The following is a 17,317-nucleotide window of genomic DNA, read 5'->3' on the forward strand; positions in this document are numbered from 1 at the left end:
CATTTATAGGGTTATCGTTTGGATAGTAGACGATTCTCAACGAAACGCGGGAAATCGGAGAGAAATTCACCGGAATGTCATCGTGAGAAGGGTGCTGCCATAACCTTGAGGCGGTAAACCGGCGGCGTTCACACCGCGCTGAGCTTACCCATGCGCCAAAAAAGAGTGACTTGTATCACAAATGTTATTTTTTGTTTATGGTACATGGCAGATTAAACGTCTGTAAATACTCGTATTAGGAATAATTAAACATTTTGAGCTGTTAAAAAAGTTAATAACCGTTGTTAACTATTTTGCATCTATTTCTCGGCTAACGCGTTCGGCTGGCGATATCCCATCCGCAGGAGAAGAGAAGATATGTTCGATCATGTGAAATTCGGCGTCAGTGATTATGCCGCGAGCAAAGCGTTCTTTTTACAAGCCCTTGCCCCGCTTGGCGTAACGCTGGTCGGCGAAGGCGAGCCGACCTACGGCGCAGAGCTGGCCGGCAGCGGCGATGTCTCTCTATGCCTCTATCAAAGTACGGAAAAACCGGCGCCGCTGCACATTGCCTTTCGCGCCGACAGCCGCGAGCAGGTCGATGCCTTCTGGCAGGCGGCGCTGGCCGCCGGAGGAAAGGACAACGGCGCGCCGGGGTTACGGCCAAACTACCACGCCAGTTACTACGCCGCCTTTGTGATTGCGCCAGACGGGCACAATATTGAAGCCGTGTGCCATCTGGCGTCTTAACCAGCGGTTACCGCTGCGGAAAAACCCACACATCCTCCGCCGGGAGCGTCAGATGACAGTGTTCGGCATCGCGCAGCGCCGTTCCGTAGGCGCGCAGCGGGAAGTCGTCGCCTTCGGTGCGGAACAGGTACTCCCAGCGGTCGCCGAGGTACATGCTGGTCAGCAGCGGTAGCTGGAGACTGTTATCCTGCGCCGCGCCGTCCAGACGCAGGCGCTCGACGCGGATCACCGCCGTCGCTGGCTCGCCGACGCTAACCCCCTCGCCCGCTCGCCCCCACAGGCTCCAGCTGGCGCCTTCGATCCGCGCCCTGCCGTTCTCCAGCGCCATTACCTTGCCGTGCAGGCGGTTATTGCTGCCCATAAACTCGGCGGCGAACAGCGTCGCCGGGCTGCCGTACATCTCCTGCGGCGTCCCCTGCTGCTCGATGACGCCATTGTTCAGCAGCAGAATACGATCCGAGATGGCCATCGCCTCATTCTGATCGTGGGTGACCATCAGCGCCGACAGGCCCAGCTTGACGATCAGCTCGCGCAGAAACACCCGCGCCTCTTCGCGCAGCTTGGCGTCAAGGTTGGAGAGCGGCTCATCCAGCAGGATCACCGGCGGGTTGTAGACCAACGCCCGGCCGATGGCCACCCGCTGCTGCTGGCCGCCGGAGAGCTGGTGCGGATGGCGGTTGCCAAGGTGCCCGAGCCCCAGCTGATCCAGCACGCGCTGCACCCGCTCTTTTATCTCCCCGGCGGCCACTTTACGCAGCTTCAGCGGATAGGCCACGTTGTCGAACACCGTTTTGTGCGGCCACAGGGCATAGGACTGGAACACCAGCCCGAGGTTACGCTCTTCGGCCGGGATTTCGCTGCGCGGCGTGCCGTCGTACACCGTGCGGTTGCCGATGGCGATCCGTCCGCTCGTCGGCTTCTCCAGCCCGGCCACCGCCCGCAGCAGCGTGGTTTTGCCGCTTCCCGACGGCCCCAGCAGCGACACCACCTCTCCCCGGCCGAGCGTCATCGACACCCCTTTCAGCACCGGGTTGTCGCCATAGGTGAGATGCAGATTTTCTACCGATAACTCAATCATGTAATTTCACTCCAAAGCGCAGGGCGATGCCAAGGCCAATCACCACCAGCAGAATATTGATAAAGGAGAGCGCCGCGACGATATCGATGGCCCCCGCCGCCCACAGCGACACCAGCATCGAGCCGATGGTTTCGGTACCCGGCGACAGCAGATAGACGCCAGTGGAATATTCGCGCTCAAAGATCAGGAACATCAGCAGCCAGGAGCCAATCAGCCCATAGCGCGACAGCGGGACGGTGACGTGGCGGGTGATCTGCCCCCGCGAGGCGCCGGTGCTGCGCGCCGCCTCCTCCAGCTCCGGGCCCACCTGCAGCAGCGTCGAAGAGATGAGCCGCAGGCCATAAGCCATCCATACCACGGTGTAGGCCAACCAGACGCTGAAGATGGTGTTGCGCAGCGCGCGCAGCTGCACGATAAGGTGCTCCCGCAGCCAGTCGGCCACCGGCAGCGCCGAGAGCCAGCCGTGCTTCAGCGACTGATCGAGCCACATCGGCACAAACAGGAACACCCACAGAAAGGCCAGACCGGCCAGCAGCCCCGGGACCGCGCGCGGGACCAGCACGCTGTAGTCAAGAAAGCGGGTGACGTTGTCCGCTTTGCGGTGCATGGCGATACCGACAAACAGATAGCAGATCACCGCCAGCGCGCCGCCGACGATGCCGATAGCCATCGAGTTGACGATCGCCCGCAGCAGGTTGGGCTGCTGCCAGATATTGTGGAACGTCGCCAGCGACAGCTCATCCCACAGCGACACCCCGACGCCCCAGTTGGAGATAAAGGCGCGCAGCGCCACGCCGAGCAGCGGCACGCCGATGGTCACCGTCAGCCAGGCCACCACCACCGCCCCGGCCACCCAGCGCCATTTGCCCAGCGGCAGCGCCCGCGCCTGCGACGCCTTGCCCTTCATGGTGACAAAGCGGTTGGCGGTGCGCATCAGCCGCCGCTGGAGCATCACCAGCGGGATGGTGATGCAGATCAGCACCACCGCCACCGCCGCCATCAGATGGTAGGAGGGGGTGCCGAGCTTATTGGTCAGCTTGTAGAGATAGGTCGCCAGCACCATGTTGCCCTCGGGGTCGCCCAGCACCAGCATCAGACCGAAGACTTCCAGACCGAGGAAAAAGAGCAGCACGCAGGCGTAAAGGATGGACGGCCGCACCATCGGCAGACTCACCGAGGTCATCACCTGCAGCGGCGTGGCGCCGACGGTGCGCGCCGCCTCTTCCACGTCCGAGCCGACGCTGCGCAGCGCCGAGGAGATATAGAGATAGGCGTGCGGCACGTGGGTTAAGCCGGCGATGACCACAATACTGAACATCGAGTAGATATTCCACGGCACAAAGCCGATCAGCTGCTGCGCCCACTGGGAAAAGAAGCCTACCGGCCCGGCGGCCACCACGTAGCCAAAGCCCAGCACCATCGGCGAGACGAAGATCGGCACCAGGATCAGCGGCTCAATGAAACGCCGGCCGGGTAAATCGGTGCGTACCATCAGAAAGGCCAAAATACCGCCCAGTGGAATGGCGATAATCACCAGGCCAAAGGCCAGAATAAAGCCTGACCTTAACGCCAGATAAAAATCCGGGTCGGTAAAAATAAAGGTGAACGCTTCCAGGCTCCAGGATTTGGAGCGGGAAAAGAACGGCGCGGAGAGAAAACTCTGCACCACAATAAATAACAGCGGGACATAAATCACCAGCGCCGTGATGCACACCACCACGCCGCGCGGCAGCCCCTGCCACTTTCTGCGTAATACATTCATGGTTCATCCCTTTGGTCAGGTGAATAAACCCGCCGGGTGTGAATAAGGGGCATCGGCGATGCCCCGGGGGAGGATTATTTCGCGGCGGCGCTGCGCCATTGTTTAATAAACTGCAGACGTTTTTGCGGCTGTAAATAATCCAGCAGCGTTTCGTTGACCGGGATCGGTTTTAACGCTTTGCCCAGCAGCGCGGTCATGCCGTCGATATCATTTTTGCCTTCAATATCGCGACGAATAGAGGGAATATCCGCCTGGCTGGCGAGGATCTGCTGGCCTTTTTCCGACAGGACATAGTCCAGCCACAATTTTGCCGCATTGGGATGTTCGCTCTCCTGGCTAATAAACGAGACGCGGGAGAGCACCAGCACGTAATCTTTCGGATAGGCAATGCCTAAAGAGGGATCGTTTTTCGCCCGCGCTTCCGCATAGGAGCCAAGGATGTTATAGCCGATCAGGTTTTCGCCAGAGGAGACGCGCTCCATCATCGTTCCGGTGGAAGACTGCACCGTCAGGCCGCCTTTGGCGATATTCGCCAGGTCGGTAAAATAGTTCGCGTCGGCCTGGCTGTCCTGCACCGCCAGCATAAAGCCGAGGCCCGATTTTTCGATATCGTAGGTGGTGACTTTGCCTTTAAATTTATCGGCCTGGCTGGCGATCAATTTTGCCAGCGCGGTATGCGAATCCGGAACCTCATTCTGCGGGATCAGCCGTTTGTTATAGATAAATACCACCGGCTCGTAGGTGGTGCCATAGGCTTTCTGCTGCCACACCGCCCAGTCGGGCAATTGCTTCACCTCCGGCGAGGCATATTGTTCCGCGTATTCGGTGGCTAATTTCAGCGCCGTATCCATCGATGAGCTCCACACCACGTCCCCGCTGCCGCCCCCGGCGGCCTGCTCGCTGATATAGCGGTTATACAGCTCGGTGCTGTTCATGTCGTTATATTCGACTTTGACGCCCGGATATTGCGCTTCGAATCCTTTAATTAACGGCCCGGCGGCTTTGGTATCGGTTGTGGAATAGATCACCACCTTGCCCTCTTTGACGGCGGCATCAACCGTTTTTTGATAATCCGCCGGATAGCCCGCAGGCACCTCCGCCCAGGCGGCACAGGCGAAAACGGCCGTCAGTGAAACCACTAAACCACTTATTTTCTTATACATGATACCAACCTTTAATCATCAATTAATAAACACAAATTTAACATATAGTGGTATCAGCTGCCCTTGCAACGCCGGGGCTGGCTTTTTTCTGGCTTTTGTGACAGTGGCAGAATTTAAAAATGTGGTGTTTATGACGTTAATTAAAACGCGATCGCGGACCGGTTTTTTATCGTCTGGCGTATAACGCAGACGCTGGCGCAGTGGCGTGACGCCCGGAGCCCCCGCCCTTGACCTTCTGCGCCGGGCGGCGCAGCATAAAACGGCAAACATAACAAAATAACAACAGACTACAGGAGAGAATCAGTGCCAACAGGACACCGCTTTCTGGCGACGGATCTGCATCAGTTTGTCGTCTCACTGTTTACCCATCTCGGCAGCCGCTCAGAAGAAGCGACGCTGGTCGCCGACCACCTGATCGCCGCCAACCTGGCCGGGCATGACTCCCATGGCGTCGGGATGATCCCAAGCTATGTAAAATCCCATGCCGGCGGTTTTCTGCAGCTCAACCGCCACGCCACGGTCACCAAAGATGCCGGCGCCGTGGTCACCCTCGACGGCAACGCCGGCTTCGGCCAGGTAGTCGCCCACGAAGCGATGCAGTTAGGTATCGAAAAGGCGAAGCAGCACGGCATGGCGGCTATCGCCCTGCGCAATGCGCATCACGTCGGGCGCATCGGCTACTGGGCCGAGCAGTGCGCCGCCGCCGGACTGATCTCCATTCACTTCGTCAGCGTAATCGGCGACCCGATGGTCGCTCCGTTCCGCGGAAAAGACAGTCGCTTCGGCACCAACCCCCTGTGCGTGGTGTTTCCGCGAGAGGGCCATCCGCCGCTGCTGCTGGACTACGCCACCAGCGCCATCGCCTTTGGAAAAACCCGCGTCGCCTGGCACAAAGGGGAAGCCGTGGCCCCCGGCTGCCTGATCGACGCCGAGGGGTTGCCCACCACCGATCCGGCGGTGATGCAAACCTCGCCGCTGGGCGCCCTGCTCACCTTCGCCCAGCACAAAGGCTATGCCCTGGCGACGCTGTGCGAAGTGCTCGGCGGCGCGCTCTCCGGGGGGCAAACCACCCATCAGGAAAGCCTGCAGACCAGCGTCGACGCCATCTTTAACTGCATGACCACCGTGATCCTGCGCCCGGACGCGTTCGATGCCCCGGACAGCCAGGCGCAGACGGAGGCCTTTATCGCATGGTGTAAACAGTCGCCGCACGATCCCGATGCCCCGGTGCTGGCCCCCGGCGAATGGGAAGCCGCCAACCGCGAAGCGCGCCTGGCCGAGGGGATCCCGCTGGATGCGGGCAGCTGGCAGGCAATCTGCGCCGCCGCACGCGACGTCGGCCTGAGCGAGTCGCATATCACCCGCTGCCGCCCTCTCGCGTAGCGGCGTTTTCCCCCGCAGAGCGTCTGACGTCGGCGCTCTGCGTCATCGTCATTAGTGACGAGGTCACGCTCCCGTCATCATCCATCTGAAGTTTTTCATTATAAATCAACACATTAAAATCTGGCACGAGACCTGCATAGCGCAGCGGGCCTGCGTCCGCATCACCACCAGGCGATACCGCGATCGTTGCCCGTCGGGCCCGGCGCGACAGCGATCCTCTGTTCACTGTTAACAGGTCTGTTACTGATGAAAAAAATCACGAGCGTGTGCCCCTACTGCGGGGCGGGTTGCAAACTTAAACTGGTTGTCGACAACAATAAAATCATTCGCGCGGAAGCCGCCGACGGCGTCACCAACCAGAACCAGCTGTGCCTGAAAGGCTATTACGGCTGGGATTTTCTGAACGACACGCAGCTCCTGACGCCCCGTCTTAAACAACCAATGATCCGCTACCAGAAAGGCGGCGCCTTTACGCCGGTCAGCTGGCAGGAGGCGATTCGCTATACCGCCAGCAAGCTCAGGGAGATCAAAGAGAAGCATGGCCCGCGCGCCATCATGACCACCGGCTCCTCGCGCGGCACCGGCAACGAAACCAACTATGTGATGCAAAAGTTCGCTCGCGCGGTGCTGAACACCAATAACGTCGACTGCTGCGCCCGCGTCTGCCACGGCCCTTCCGTCGCCGGGCTACAGCAGGCGCTGGGCAACGGGGCGATGAGCAACTCGATAAGCGACATCGAAAACTCGAAGTGCCTGCTGGTCTTTGGCTACAACTGCGCCGACTCCCATCCCATCGTCGCCCGCCGGGTGATCAAAGCCCGGGAAAACGGCGCTAAGATCATCGTCTGCGATCCGCGACGCATTGAAACCGCACGCATAGCCGACCGTCATCTGCAGCTCAACAACGGCAGCAATATGGCGCTGGTGAACGCCTTCGGCTATGTGCTGCTGGAGGAGGAGCTGTACAACAAAGCCTATGTCGAACGCTACACCGAAGGGCTGGACGCCTACCGCGAGGCGGTGAAGGATTACGCCCCGGAAGCGGTGGAAGCGATTGTCGGGGTCAGCGCGCAGGCGATCCGTGAGGCGATGCGCATCTTCGCCGCCGCCCCTTCCGCCACTATTATGTGGGGCATGGGCGTCACCCAGTTTGGCCAGGCGGTGGACGTGGTGCGCGGCCTGGCAAGCCTGGCGCTGCTCACCGGCAACCTGGGGCGGGCGAACGTCGGCGTGGGCCCGGTTCGTGGACAAAACAATGTGCAGGGCGCCTGCGATATGGGCGTGCTGCCGAACCTGTTCCCCGGCTATCAGGAGGTCACCGACCCCGCCGTGCGGGCCAAATTCGCCGCCGCCTGGGGGATCGACCCGACGCAGATGGATGACCAGGTCGGCACCCGCATCACCGAAGTGCCGCATAAAGCGCTGACCGGCGAGATCAAAGCCTACTACATCATGGGCGAAGATCCGCTGCAGACCGAAGCCGACCTCGGCCTGGTGCGCAAAGGCATCGAGGCGCTGGACTTCGTGGTGGTGCAGGACATCTTCATGACCAAAACGGCGGAGATTGCCGATGTCCTGCTGCCGGCCACCTCCTGGGGCGAGCACGGCGGCGTCTTCACCTGCGCCGATCGCGGGTTTCAGCGGTTTGAACAGGCAATCCCTCCGGCGGGGAATGTGAAGCGCGACTGGGAGATCATCAGTCTGCTGGCCAGCGAAATGGGCTATCCGATGCACTATGAGAACAACCAGCAGATCTGGGACGAGATGCGCGAGCTCTGCCCGCTTTTCTACGGCGTGACCTGGGAGAAAATGGGCGATATGGGCCATGTTCAGTGGCCGTGCCCGACCCTCGACCACCCCGGCACGCCGTGGCTGTATAAAGACAACCGCTTCGACACCCCATCGGGTAAAGGGCAGCTGTTCGCCACCGCCTGGCGCGCGCCGGCGGAGCGTCCGGATGATGAATGGCCGCTGGTGCTCTGCACGGTGCGGGAGGTGGGGCACTACTCCTGCCGCTCGATGACCGGCAACTGCGCCGCGCTGCAGTCGCTGGCCGACGAGCCGGGACGGGTGCAGATGAATCCGGTGGATGCGCAACGGCTGGGGATCGCTGACAAACAGCTGGTGTGGGTCAGCTCCCGACGCGGGAAAGTCATCACCCGCGCCGACCTCAGCGATCGCATCAACCCGGGCGCGGTCTATATGACCTATCAGTGGTGGGTGGGCGCCTGCAATGAGCTGACCCAGGATAACCTCGATCCGATCTCCAAAACGCCGGAAACCAAATACTGTGCGGTGAAAGTGGAAGCGATAGCCGACCAGCAGTGGGCGGAGCGCTATGCCTGGACGGCCTACAGCGACATGAAGGCGCGACTGAAAGCCGCCGCCGACGTCTGACCTCAGGGAGCGCGCGCGCTCCCTGCTGCCGCTGCCGGTGGGTTACGCCGCCGGCAGCTGTTTCTCCACCAGCGCCACCCACATCGCCACCCCGTGGCTAATCAGCGCATCGTTAAAGTCATAGCTAGCGTTATGCAGCGGCTTCGACGGCGTTTCGCCATCGGTGCCGATCCAGAAATAGGCCCCCGGACAGGCCTCCAGCATGCAGGCAAAATCCTCAGAGGCCATCGACGGCGCCTGGTTCCAGCGCACCGCCTCCGCGCCAAGGGTGGCGACCGCCACCTCGCGCAGCAGCTGCGCCTGCGGCGCATGGTTTTTGGTCACCGGATACCCCGGAAACCAGCTAATCTCGCCCTGCACATCGGACACCTGCGGCTGGGTCGCCACATAGCTTTCGATAAGCTCCCGCACGCGGGCGCGAACGCGATTGCTCAGGCAGCGGAAGGTGCCGCGCAGCACCACGGTATCCGGCAGGACGTTGATCGCCTCGCCGCCGTTTATCTGGGTGATGCTGACCACCGCCGAATCCTGTGGCGACAGGCGGCGGGAGGGAATGGTCTGCAGCGCCATAATCAGCTGCGCCGCAGCGACGATGGGATCGGCCCCGCTCTCCGGCATCGCCGCATGGCAGCTTTTGCCGCGCAGGGTGATCTCGAAGGCGTCGAGGGAGGCCATCATCGCGCCATCGCTGAGCGCCACTTCGCCAAGCGGGATCCCCGGCCAGTTATGTAGCGCGTAAATCGCATCCATCGGGAAGCGTTCGAATAATCCCTCCTCCACCATTTTGCGCGCGCCGCCGAGGTTCTCTTCCGCTGGCTGGAAAACAAAGTGGACGGTGCCGCTGAACTGACGGGTCTGCGCCAGATGGGCGGCGGCCGCCAGCAGCATCGCGGTGTGGCCATCGTGGCCGCAGGCGTGCATGACCCCGGCGCGGCGCGAACGGTAGCTGACGCTCCCCAGCTCGGTGATCGGCAGGGCGTCCATATCGGCGCGCAGGCCGATGACCGGCCCGGGGCCGTTTTCCAGCGTCGCCACGACGCCGGTGCCGGCCAGCCCGCGATGAACCTGCAGGCCAAACGAGGCCAGCAGCTCGGCGACGCGGCGCGAGGTCTCCTGCTCCTGATATCCGAGCTCAGGCGCGGCGTGAAACTCACGTCGCCAGCCTGTGGCTTCGGCGATCAGTGACGGCGATACGGCCATGTATTACTCCTTTCCTGCATAGCGTAATGCTGAATAATTTGGTCATGCGTTGCGTTTTTACCCGTCGCTCACCGGCGTCGGGTCGCTGCCGCTCCCTCCGTTATATCCTGTCGCTAACACGCTGACAACGTCACGAAATGCGGCGGCGGCGCGGCGTACAGGCCTGCCGTCGCCCGGCGGCCCTTTTTTGGTAGTGATTTCAACGGTGACAACGGCCAGGCGATTAATTATTATGCAGCTCAGGACGGCAATTTGCCGAAGGATCCACTACTGACCTCTCCGTCATCGGAAATAAAATGTTTAACCCAGACCAGAATCGTCTTGCTCCCACGCTGGCGATGATCATGGCCGCGTCGCTCGTGGGATTTATCACCGGCTATACGGTGCCGTTAATCAGTCTTGAGCTGGCGCAGCAGCAGATCGCGCCGCTGTATGTCGGCCTGCTGGCCGCCCTGCCGCCCGCCGGCATGATGATCTCCTCTTTCCTCTCTCCTGCGCTGTGCCGGCGCGTTGAGATGGGCGTGCTGCTGAGCGGCAGTTTGATCCTGCTGGCGCTGGCGACCATCGCCTCATGCATGACCACCGATATGACGCTGCTTCTGCTGCCGCGCCTGCTGACCGGCCTGGCCTCCGGGGTCATTATCGTCCTCGGTGAAAGCTGGATCACCGGCGGCGCGGCAGGCAACCAGCGCGCCACCCTCACCGGTATCTACGCCTCGGCCTTTACCGGCTGCCAGCTGGCCGGGCCGCTGCTGATCTCCGTCGGCCCTGCCTGGCAGGCCTCGGCGCTGATGGCGATCGTCGCGGTCACCGCCGTCTGCCTGCTGATGCTGCGCCATCTGCCCACCGGCACCCGCGAAAGCCTTGGGGAGCGCGCCAGCTGGCGCAGCCTCGGCGCCTTCCTGCCGGTACTGGCCTCCGGGGTCTTCTGCTTCGCCTTCTTCGACGCCAGCATCCTCGCCCTGCTGCCGCTGTACGGTATGGATAAAGGGCTTAATGAAGGAATGGCGGTGCTGCTGGTGACCGTGGTGCTTACCGGGGATGCGATGTTCCAGACCCCGCTCGGCTGGCTGGCCGACCGGGTCGGCATTCGCCGCGTGCATCTGGCCTGCGCGGTGGTTTTCAGCCTGTCGCTGCTGGCCCTGCCGCTGATGCTCGGTTCGCGCATTCAGCTGATGGCCATTTGCCTGCTGCTGGGCGCCGCGGCGGGGGCGCTTTATACCCTGTCGCTGGTGCGGGCGGGGAAAACCTTCAGCGGACAGAAGCTGATTATGATTAACGCCCTGTTCGGCTTTTTCTGGTCCGCCGGCAGCGTCGCCGGGCCGGTAGTCAGCGGCATGCTGATCGGCATCACCGGCTACGATGGCCTGATCGCCACCCTGGTGGCCAGCGGCGTGCTGTTCCTGCTGATTCAGTGTCTGTGCAAAAACGAGAAAATCCTGCTCGCCAGCGAGCAGGAAGACGACATGGACGAAGCGACGGAGTCCGCGCAGTAGTCCTGACGGGCTGGCCTGGCGCCAGCCCTTTTTTTATGGCCCTTACCTGAGGGAATCCTGTTCTTGCTGGCTCACTGCTATAACCATTGCCGGCCCCCTGCCGAGAGGAAATTCCATGGAAAGCATGACGTTACATCGTGGCAGATTGATCGATCATATCCTGCTGGTTGTCGAAGACTTTGAGGCAAGCAAAGACTTCTATACTGCCGTACTGTCGGCGCTGGAGATCCCGGTTATTACCACTGCTAATGACTACTTGCTGGCCGACGAACTGGTGGTGGCCTCACGCCACAGCCCGGAGGCTGCCGGGAAACTGACAGGACGCCACCACCTGGCGTTCCAGGCCAGAGATCGTGACAGGGTGGACGCTTTTTACCATGCGGCGCTGACCCATGGCGGCCGCGATAACGGCGCGCCTGGCGAACGACACTATCATCCTGGTTACTATGCCGCTTTTGTGCTGGATCCGCAGGGGAATAATATTGAGGCGGTCTACCATGGCGAGGCTGAGCGCAGCGCCGGGTCTGTTGCGATCAGCTTCACGCAGTAAGCGGGCGAAAGTCACATTTTCTTACCTACGCGATTCCCATAATAAATGTGGGTGTTATCATTTCCTTAATGAATAATTCATACCCATAGCTGAGGCGTCGATGCTGGAAAACCTAATCATCTGATAATCAGACTTCCGACCATGACTGGCCGGACTGATTATCACTGCGCTGAAATCGAATGCGGACACTGGCGAATGTTCGCCTATTTTGCCCATGATGATACAGGTTTCCCGGTATGAATGTTTTCCCTCAGGAGCAAGCGACTTTATTCATTCTCGTCCCCTGCGGACAAACGCTCCACATCCACGCGATGGCAGCGAGCCCCCTCCCTCGCATAAGAAACGTCACCCCCAGCCAGTTCACCCGGTGCGTTATCCCTCTGCCATGCTCGATCACTCCCTCTGCATGCCGTTGCGTTGCCGTACCCAATGACCGTCGCCAGGCGAATTTTATCTTTCGGTTTGTCATTCCCCGGCCAGCCTGTGACGACAGCCGCAAGGGATCCACATCAACCAGGCCCCGATACCAGGGAAACCGTCACCGACCAGGGAGTCTTCGCGTATGAAATTAGCGTTGGAACCGCATATCCGTTTTAGCAGAATCTTGTTGTTTCCGCTGGCGATGGTTATCTATGATTTTTCTGCTTATCTGACTACCGATCTCATTCAACCTGGTATTATCCACATCATCCGGGAATTTGAGGCTGATGTTGCGTTAGCCCCGGCTTCTGTCAGTCTCTATTTAGCCGGGGGGCTGGCATTACAGTGGCTGCTGGGGCCGCTCTCCGACCGCATCGGTCGCCGCCCCGTACTACTGACCGGAGCCATCATCTTTGCTTTGGCCTGCTTCAGCATGATCTTTGTCACTTCGATTGATCAATATCTTATCGCCCGCTTTATCCAGGGAACCAGTATCTGCTTCATTTCGACAGTCGGCTATGTCTCCATCCAGGAGGCTTTTGATGAAAAAGAGTCTATCCGCATTATGGCGGCGCTGACATCCATCGTTTTGCTGGCGCCGGTAATCGGGCCCCTGGCGGGCGCTGGCCTGATGAATTTCCTGCACTGGAAGTTATTGTTTGCGATCATCGGCGCAATGAGCTTACTGGCCTGGGCGTTACTGATTTTTAACATGCCAGAGACGGTCACCCCTCAGGGCCGGGGGTTTCGTCCGGAAGAGGTATTTTCCGATTTTGTCCGCGCCTTTAAACAGCCGGTAGTGCTGACTGGCGCGCTGGCGTTGTCATTCAGTAACCTGCCGATAATCACCTGGGTAGCACTCTCTCCGGTGATCCTGATCGATGACGGCGGGATGTCGCGCGGCGCCTATGCCTGGACCCAGGTGCCTGTCTTTAGCGGCGTTATTATTGCCAGTATCATCGTGGCCCGTTTTATCAAGGATCCGACTTCTCCCCGCTTTATCTGGCGCACTATCCCGATACAGCTGACCGGGTTGTTGGTATTACTGGTGGGAAATATTGCGTGGCCCCATACCTGGTGGTGGTCCGTTTCAGGGACAAGTCTCTATGCCCTCGGAACAGGCCTGTTGTTCCCCGTATTATTCCGTTTTGCGCTTTTTTCGCACTCCCTGCCGAAAGGGACGGTTTCAGCCACCATCAACATTGTGGCGCTCAGTTTTATGGCAGCCTCGGTGGAAGTAGCGCGCTGGGTTTACTTCCAGGCTGGCGGCAGAATAGCTTTTCACTGCCTGGCGCTGATAGCGGGAATCGTCGTCATCATGCTGGTCTCGCGCTTGTTAAAACTCCGTCAACAACATCTCCTTCAGCCAGCCTGAAGGTTTACGCCTTTTTGCCCACAACAGGAGAACACTATGTTTTCATACATGATGCTGGGAACGAACGATCTACCACGCGCCATCGAGTTCTATGACCCGTTAATGGCATTGCTGGGGCACCCCAAAGCCGGCCGTAACGAACAGGGAGCATCATGGGGCACCTTCAATGGCAACCACACCTGTGGGCTGTGCGTGGGCGTTCCTTTTGACCAGCAGCCTGCCGGGGTGGGTAATGGAACGATGGTGGCGCTTAACGCCCGCTCCGTCGAACATATTGCGGAACTGCATGCCCTCGCCCTGCAACTCGGCGGACGTGACGAAGGCGCTCCCGGTCACCGCCCACAATATGGCAACGGCTTTCACAGCGCCTACGTCCGCGATCCCGACGGCAATAAGCTGGCGTTTGTTTATTATGCGTCTGCAGTTTGAATGGCTGCAGCGGAAGTGCCTTTTTCAGGCAGTAATGCGTCATTCAGGACGGCCGACTTCGCCGTCCTGATTTCATTGAGAATAACGAAAAACCGCGGTTAAAGCGCTACGACTTCTCTCCCCGACGAGTTATCTACCGCGAAGTGATAACGTAATCCGGCGTCGCGCATACAGCGTTTCCGCCGCCAGTTGAAAATGATATTCCATCGCCTTCAGCTTTTTCGTCTTGAAATGTTTGAATGGAATACCCTCGATATGCCCTGTCGCGACCAACCACCGGATTTCAGCCGTACTCAGCTTGAGCTGTTTTTTCAGTATTGATAGCAGGCTGATGCGAAACGGCTGACTGACTCTGACGCGCACCGTTATCCGCGGGCACGCCATCAGCGTCACCGACCATTGCTCATGAATACGAAATCCGCGATGCCCCGACGGCTCGGCGCCGTTGCGCTTCAGGGTCGCGAGGTCAGCGGCGTAATAGTGGACCATAGCTGCATCGTTCTGCATCAAGCGCTGAAGCAGTTTACGGTTTATCTTGCTGACATGCAGCCTGGAAAACAGGGCGATATTCCACGTGTAATCGCAGTGCGTGCATTTATAGATGCTCCAGATATTCAGCAGCTTTTTTTGCGAATTCACCCGGATGGCGCCGGAAGGTGCGAAGTCGCGTTTTACATTGCAGGCGGGGCAGCGTTTGGCAATGTGCTGATACCCCACGGGCGTGACCGTCCATGTAACTGTCATAACGTACCTTTTTTAACCCATACGAAACCGAGTCCGTGATTAACGGACCATGATTTTTGGCGTATGAAAAATAGTTAATCGCTATTTTTCAGTGGGTTAAAAAAAGATTTCCAACGTTATTTTCCTGGAGAAGTCCTAATCGACACCCTGAGATTAACAAAGGGGTTATCGCGGGATATATGAGCCCTGTCAATGTTTGCGTGGATGATTAAAAGCTTCGTCAATACACCCGGAATGCTCAGCGGGCTGGCATCGCGCCAGCCCGCTCGGTTTACAGCACCTTGCTGAGAAACGCGGCGGTGCGTGGGTTGCTCGGCGCGCTAAAGATCTGCCCCGGCTTGCCCTCTTCCTGAATCACGCCCTGGTCGATGAAGATCACCCGGTCGGCCACTTCGCGGGCAAAGCCCATTTCGTGTGTCACGATCACCATGGTCATCCCCTCGCTGGCGAGGTTTTTCATTACCTCCAGCACGTCGCCCACCAGCTCCGGATCCAGCGCCGAAGTGGGCTCATCAAACAGCATAATCGACGGCTTCATCGCCAGCGCGCGGGCGATGGCTACCCGCTGCTGCTGGCCGCCGGACAGGCTCGAGGGCCAGGCGTCGCGCTTATCGCTTAAGCCCACCTTCGCCAGCAAGGCTTCCGCCAGGTCGACCGCCTGCTGGCGCGGCATATTGCGCAGATTCATCGGCGCCATAATCAGGTTTTCCAGCACCGTCATATGCGGGAACAGGTTAAAGCGCTGGAACACCATGCCAACGCTTTCGCGCATCTTGTTGAGGTCGGTAGTGCGGTCGTGAGCGGCAAAGCCGTTGACCACCACCTCGCCTTCGCTGACCGTCTCCAGGGCGTTCATACAGCGCAGGAAGGTACTTTTCCCCGAGCCGGACGGGCCGATGATGCACACCACTTCCTGCGGTTTAATATCGCAGCTGATGCCGCGCAGCACGTGGCTGTCGCCGAAGCGCTTATGTAAATTATTAATGTGAATCACTTTTGCCAAACCTCTTTTCCAGACGGTTAACCAGCTGCGCCAGCAGGAAGGTGATCACCCAGTAGACCAGGGAGATGGTCAGGTAGGGTTCCCAGTAGGTGGCGTAGGCGCCGGAGACGGTGCGCGCGGCGTAGGCCAGATCGGCCAGGCCAATCGCCGAGGCCAGCGACGAGTCCTTAACAATGGCGATGGCGTTGTTGCCCAGCGGCGGCAGAATGCGGCGAAACGCCTGGGGCAGGATAACCTTGCGCATGGTTTTCCACCACGGCATGCCCAGCGCGCGGGAGGCCTCCATCTGCCCTTTGTCGATCGACTGGATGCCGGCGCGGAAAATCTCCGACACATAGGCCCCGGCGTTAAGGGTGATCGCCACGATGCAGGAGAGGAACGCCCCGTAGCTGGCGCGCAGCTCGCGGGCAAAGTCGGCGCTCATCAGGCCGCTGGTCACCAGCAGGCCGTCGCGCGGGTTGATAAATAGCGGCACCAGCGCAAAGTGCACCACCATGATCTGCACGAACAGCGGCGTACCGCGGAAGGCGCTAACGTAAAAGCGCACCGGAAACTGCACCAGGTAGCGGAGAATATATTTCCACGGCCCGTGCTCGGCCTTCGCCATCCGTCCGAGACCGAGGGTTAACCCCCACAGCGTCCCGAGGATCACGCAGATAATGGTACATTTAATCGTCATCAGGGCGCCGTCCACAAACAGCGGGCCGTACTCCTCGATGATCTCCCAACGGAATCCCGTCATAGTCCTTCCCTAAAAAATACGGCTATCGCCTGGGCGATAGCCGTGGTCACAGAAAAAGGTGGCTTATTGCGCTGGCAGCGTCGGCACGTTGTCGTCGAACCAGGTTTTATAGATTTTGGCGTAAGTCCCGTCGGCAACGATCTTCTGCAGACCGGCGTTGATTTTGCCCAGCAGTTCGCTGTTGCCTTTCGCCACCGCGATACCGAAATACTGACGTTCGAATTTGGCATCCGGCACCAGCTTGAACTGCTTCTCCGGGTGCTGTTTGATGTAGTACTTCACCACCCCGACGTCACCCACCGCGGCGCTGACGCCGTCCTCGAACAGTTCCTGGAGCATCAGCGGGGTATTGTCGAAGCGCTTGATCGCCGTGCTGTTCTTGCCCAGCACCTCAGAAACCACGATATCGCCGGTGCTGGAGTTCACCACCCCGACCTTCTCGTTTTTCAGGGCCGCCAGCGAATCCACCTTCGAGTCCTGGGCGACGACGATAGACTGCTCAGCCGGGAAGTACGGCGCGGAGAAATCGACCATCTGTTTGCGTTTATCGGTGATGGTGATCCCGGAGATGATGATGTCGCGGTCGCCGGTGTTCAGCGTGGCGAAGATGCCTTCCCAGGGGGTATTGACCAGCTTGACGTCAAAGCCTTCGGCTTTGGCGATGGCCTTGATGATGTCGATGTCAAAACCTTCCAGCTGTTTCTGGCTGTTTTCAAATTCAAACGGCCGGTAGGTGCCGCCGGAGCCGACGGTATAGGTTTCCGCAGCCGCCTGTCCGGCTGCCGTCAGCGCGGCCATCATGAAACACGCTTTGAGCAAATTCTTGACCATGAGATTTCCTTTTTA

15 protein-coding genes are annotated in these 17,317 nt (G+C 59.5%); 7 read left to right on the plus strand and 8 right to left on the minus strand.

Annotated features, from left to right (window positions below; genetic code table 11):
• Nucleotides 1-357: 357 nt before the first annotated feature.
• Complete coding sequence (locus ACQUTP_RS03630) at nt 358-729, plus strand: VOC family protein (protein ID WP_017899590.1); 372 nt, start codon at nt 358-360, stop codon at nt 727-729.
• Nucleotides 730-736: 7 nt separating this feature from the next.
• Here ACQUTP_RS03630 and ACQUTP_RS03635 read toward each other — a convergent pair whose 3' ends face one another.
• The 3 genes from ACQUTP_RS03635 to ACQUTP_RS03645 all read right to left on the minus strand — a co-directional run bounded on the left by ACQUTP_RS03635 (nt 737) and on the right by ACQUTP_RS03645 (nt 4,732).
• Complete coding sequence (locus ACQUTP_RS03635) at nt 737-1,807, minus strand: ABC transporter ATP-binding protein (RefSeq protein ID WP_049115564.1); 1,071 nt, start codon at nt 1,805-1,807, stop codon at nt 737-739.
• Nucleotides 1,800-3,569, minus strand: coding sequence for an ABC transporter permease (locus ACQUTP_RS03640; protein WP_049115566.1), 1,770 nt, complete (start codon nt 3,567-3,569; stop codon nt 1,800-1,802). The genes ACQUTP_RS03635 and ACQUTP_RS03640 overlap by 8 nt, the downstream gene beginning before the upstream one ends.
• Nucleotides 3,570-3,643: 74 nt before the next feature.
• Nucleotides 3,644-4,732 carry an ABC transporter substrate-binding protein gene (locus tag ACQUTP_RS03645; RefSeq protein ID WP_004203017.1) on the minus strand — a complete coding sequence of 363 codons (1,089 nt, stop codon included), beginning with the start codon at nt 4,730-4,732 and terminating at the stop codon, nt 3,644-3,646.
• A 303-nt stretch (nt 4,733-5,035) separates the two neighbouring features.
• Between ACQUTP_RS03645 and ACQUTP_RS03650 the strand changes: the two genes are divergently transcribed.
• Both ACQUTP_RS03650 and fdhF read left to right on the plus strand, forming a co-directional pair.
• The gene (locus ACQUTP_RS03650; protein ID WP_004203019.1) at nt 5,036-6,115 is read left to right on the plus strand and encodes a malate/lactate/ureidoglycolate dehydrogenase; all 1,080 of its coding nucleotides are present in this window, start codon (nt 5,036-5,038) and stop codon (nt 6,113-6,115) included.
• Between the two features lie 246 nt (nt 6,116-6,361).
• A complete protein-coding gene (gene fdhF, locus ACQUTP_RS03655) occupies nt 6,362-8,512 on the plus strand; it encodes a formate dehydrogenase subunit alpha (protein WP_285754921.1) in 2,151 nt (716 codons plus the stop codon).
• 42 nt (nt 8,513-8,554) lie between these two features.
• Here fdhF and ACQUTP_RS03660 read toward each other — a convergent pair whose 3' ends face one another.
• Nucleotides 8,555-9,712, minus strand: a complete 1,158-nt coding sequence (locus ACQUTP_RS03660; protein ID WP_004203021.1) for a M20 aminoacylase family protein — start codon at nt 9,710-9,712, stop codon at nt 8,555-8,557.
• Nucleotides 9,713-10,008: 296 nt separating this feature from the next.
• Here ACQUTP_RS03660 and ACQUTP_RS03665 point away from each other — a divergent pair, with 296 nt between their 5' ends.
• From ACQUTP_RS03665 to ACQUTP_RS03680, 4 genes are all read left to right on the plus strand, one after another.
• On the plus strand, nt 10,009-11,208 hold the full coding sequence (locus tag ACQUTP_RS03665) for an MFS transporter (RefSeq protein WP_048324548.1): 1,200 nt from the start codon (nt 10,009-10,011) through the stop codon (nt 11,206-11,208).
• 115 nt (nt 11,209-11,323) lie between these two features.
• Nucleotides 11,324-11,758: a VOC family protein gene (locus tag ACQUTP_RS03670; protein ID WP_017899595.1), complete on the plus strand. Its 435-nt coding sequence runs from the start codon at nt 11,324-11,326 to the stop codon at nt 11,756-11,758.
• A 562-nt stretch (nt 11,759-12,320) separates the two neighbouring features.
• Nucleotides 12,321-13,553, plus strand: coding sequence for a multidrug efflux MFS transporter MdtM (locus ACQUTP_RS03675; RefSeq protein ID WP_060655980.1), 1,233 nt, complete (start codon nt 12,321-12,323; stop codon nt 13,551-13,553).
• A gap of 36 nt (nt 13,554-13,589) precedes the next feature.
• Entirely contained in the window at nt 13,590-13,982 is a 393-nt protein-coding gene (locus ACQUTP_RS03680; protein ID WP_100051296.1) for a VOC family protein, read from the plus strand.
• A gap of 129 nt (nt 13,983-14,111) precedes the next feature.
• Here the strand turns inward: ACQUTP_RS03680 and ACQUTP_RS03685 are convergent, their stop codons facing one another.
• The 4 genes from ACQUTP_RS03685 to ACQUTP_RS03700 form a co-directional block, all read right to left on the minus strand.
• The gene (locus tag ACQUTP_RS03685) at nt 14,112-14,699 is read right to left on the minus strand and encodes a DUF1062 domain-containing protein (RefSeq protein ID WP_428902366.1); all 588 of its coding nucleotides are present in this window, start codon (nt 14,697-14,699) and stop codon (nt 14,112-14,114) included.
• 298 nt (nt 14,700-14,997) lie between these two features.
• Complete coding sequence (locus ACQUTP_RS03690) at nt 14,998-15,720, minus strand: amino acid ABC transporter ATP-binding protein (protein ID WP_002908374.1); 723 nt, start codon at nt 15,718-15,720, stop codon at nt 14,998-15,000.
• Entirely contained in the window at nt 15,707-16,471 is a 765-nt protein-coding gene (locus ACQUTP_RS03695) for an amino acid ABC transporter permease (protein ID WP_004151161.1), read from the minus strand. The genes ACQUTP_RS03690 and ACQUTP_RS03695 overlap by 14 nt, the downstream gene beginning before the upstream one ends.
• 63 nt (nt 16,472-16,534) lie before the next feature.
• Nucleotides 16,535-17,302, minus strand: coding sequence for a basic amino acid ABC transporter substrate-binding protein (locus tag ACQUTP_RS03700; protein WP_004203029.1), 768 nt, complete (start codon nt 17,300-17,302; stop codon nt 16,535-16,537).
• Between the last annotated feature and the right edge of the window lie 15 nt (nt 17,303-17,317).

It is taken from the genome of Klebsiella sp. 2-CIP_Kleb., assembly GCF_050378715.1.
GTDB classification, from domain to species: Bacteria; Pseudomonadota; Gammaproteobacteria; order Enterobacterales; family Enterobacteriaceae; genus Klebsiella; species Klebsiella quasipneumoniae.

What these genes read in the sequence shown, in the direction of transcription:
- ACQUTP_RS03670 (WP_017899595.1), top strand. Translation starts at nt 11,324, where the DNA reads ATGGAAAGCATGACGTTACATCGTGGCAGATTGATCGATCATATCCTG.
- ACQUTP_RS03700 (WP_004203029.1), bottom strand. Translation starts at nt 17,302, where the DNA reads ATGGTCAAGAATTTGCTCAAAGCGTGTTTCATGATGGCCGCGCTGACG.
- fdhF (WP_285754921.1), top strand. Translation starts at nt 6,362, where the DNA reads ATGAAAAAAATCACGAGCGTGTGCCCCTACTGCGGGGCGGGTTGCAAA.
- ACQUTP_RS03660 (WP_004203021.1), bottom strand. Translation starts at nt 9,712, where the DNA reads ATGGCCGTATCGCCGTCACTGATCGCCGAAGCCACAGGCTGGCGACGT.
- ACQUTP_RS03640 (WP_049115566.1), bottom strand. Translation starts at nt 3,569, where the DNA reads ATGAATGTATTACGCAGAAAGTGGCAGGGGCTGCCGCGCGGCGTGGTG.
- ACQUTP_RS03695 (WP_004151161.1), bottom strand. Translation starts at nt 16,471, where the DNA reads ATGACGGGATTCCGTTGGGAGATCATCGAGGAGTACGGCCCGCTGTTT.
- ACQUTP_RS03635 (WP_049115564.1), bottom strand. Translation starts at nt 1,807, where the DNA reads ATGATTGAGTTATCGGTAGAAAATCTGCATCTCACCTATGGCGACAAC.
- ACQUTP_RS03645 (WP_004203017.1), bottom strand. Translation starts at nt 4,732, where the DNA reads ATGTATAAGAAAATAAGTGGTTTAGTGGTTTCACTGACGGCCGTTTTC.
- ACQUTP_RS03675 (WP_060655980.1), top strand. Translation starts at nt 12,321, where the DNA reads ATGAAATTAGCGTTGGAACCGCATATCCGTTTTAGCAGAATCTTGTTG.
- ACQUTP_RS03630 (WP_017899590.1), top strand. Translation starts at nt 358, where the DNA reads ATGTTCGATCATGTGAAATTCGGCGTCAGTGATTATGCCGCGAGCAAA.
- ACQUTP_RS03680 (WP_100051296.1), top strand. Translation starts at nt 13,590, where the DNA reads ATGTTTTCATACATGATGCTGGGAACGAACGATCTACCACGCGCCATC.
- ACQUTP_RS03665 (WP_048324548.1), top strand. Translation starts at nt 10,009, where the DNA reads ATGTTTAACCCAGACCAGAATCGTCTTGCTCCCACGCTGGCGATGATC.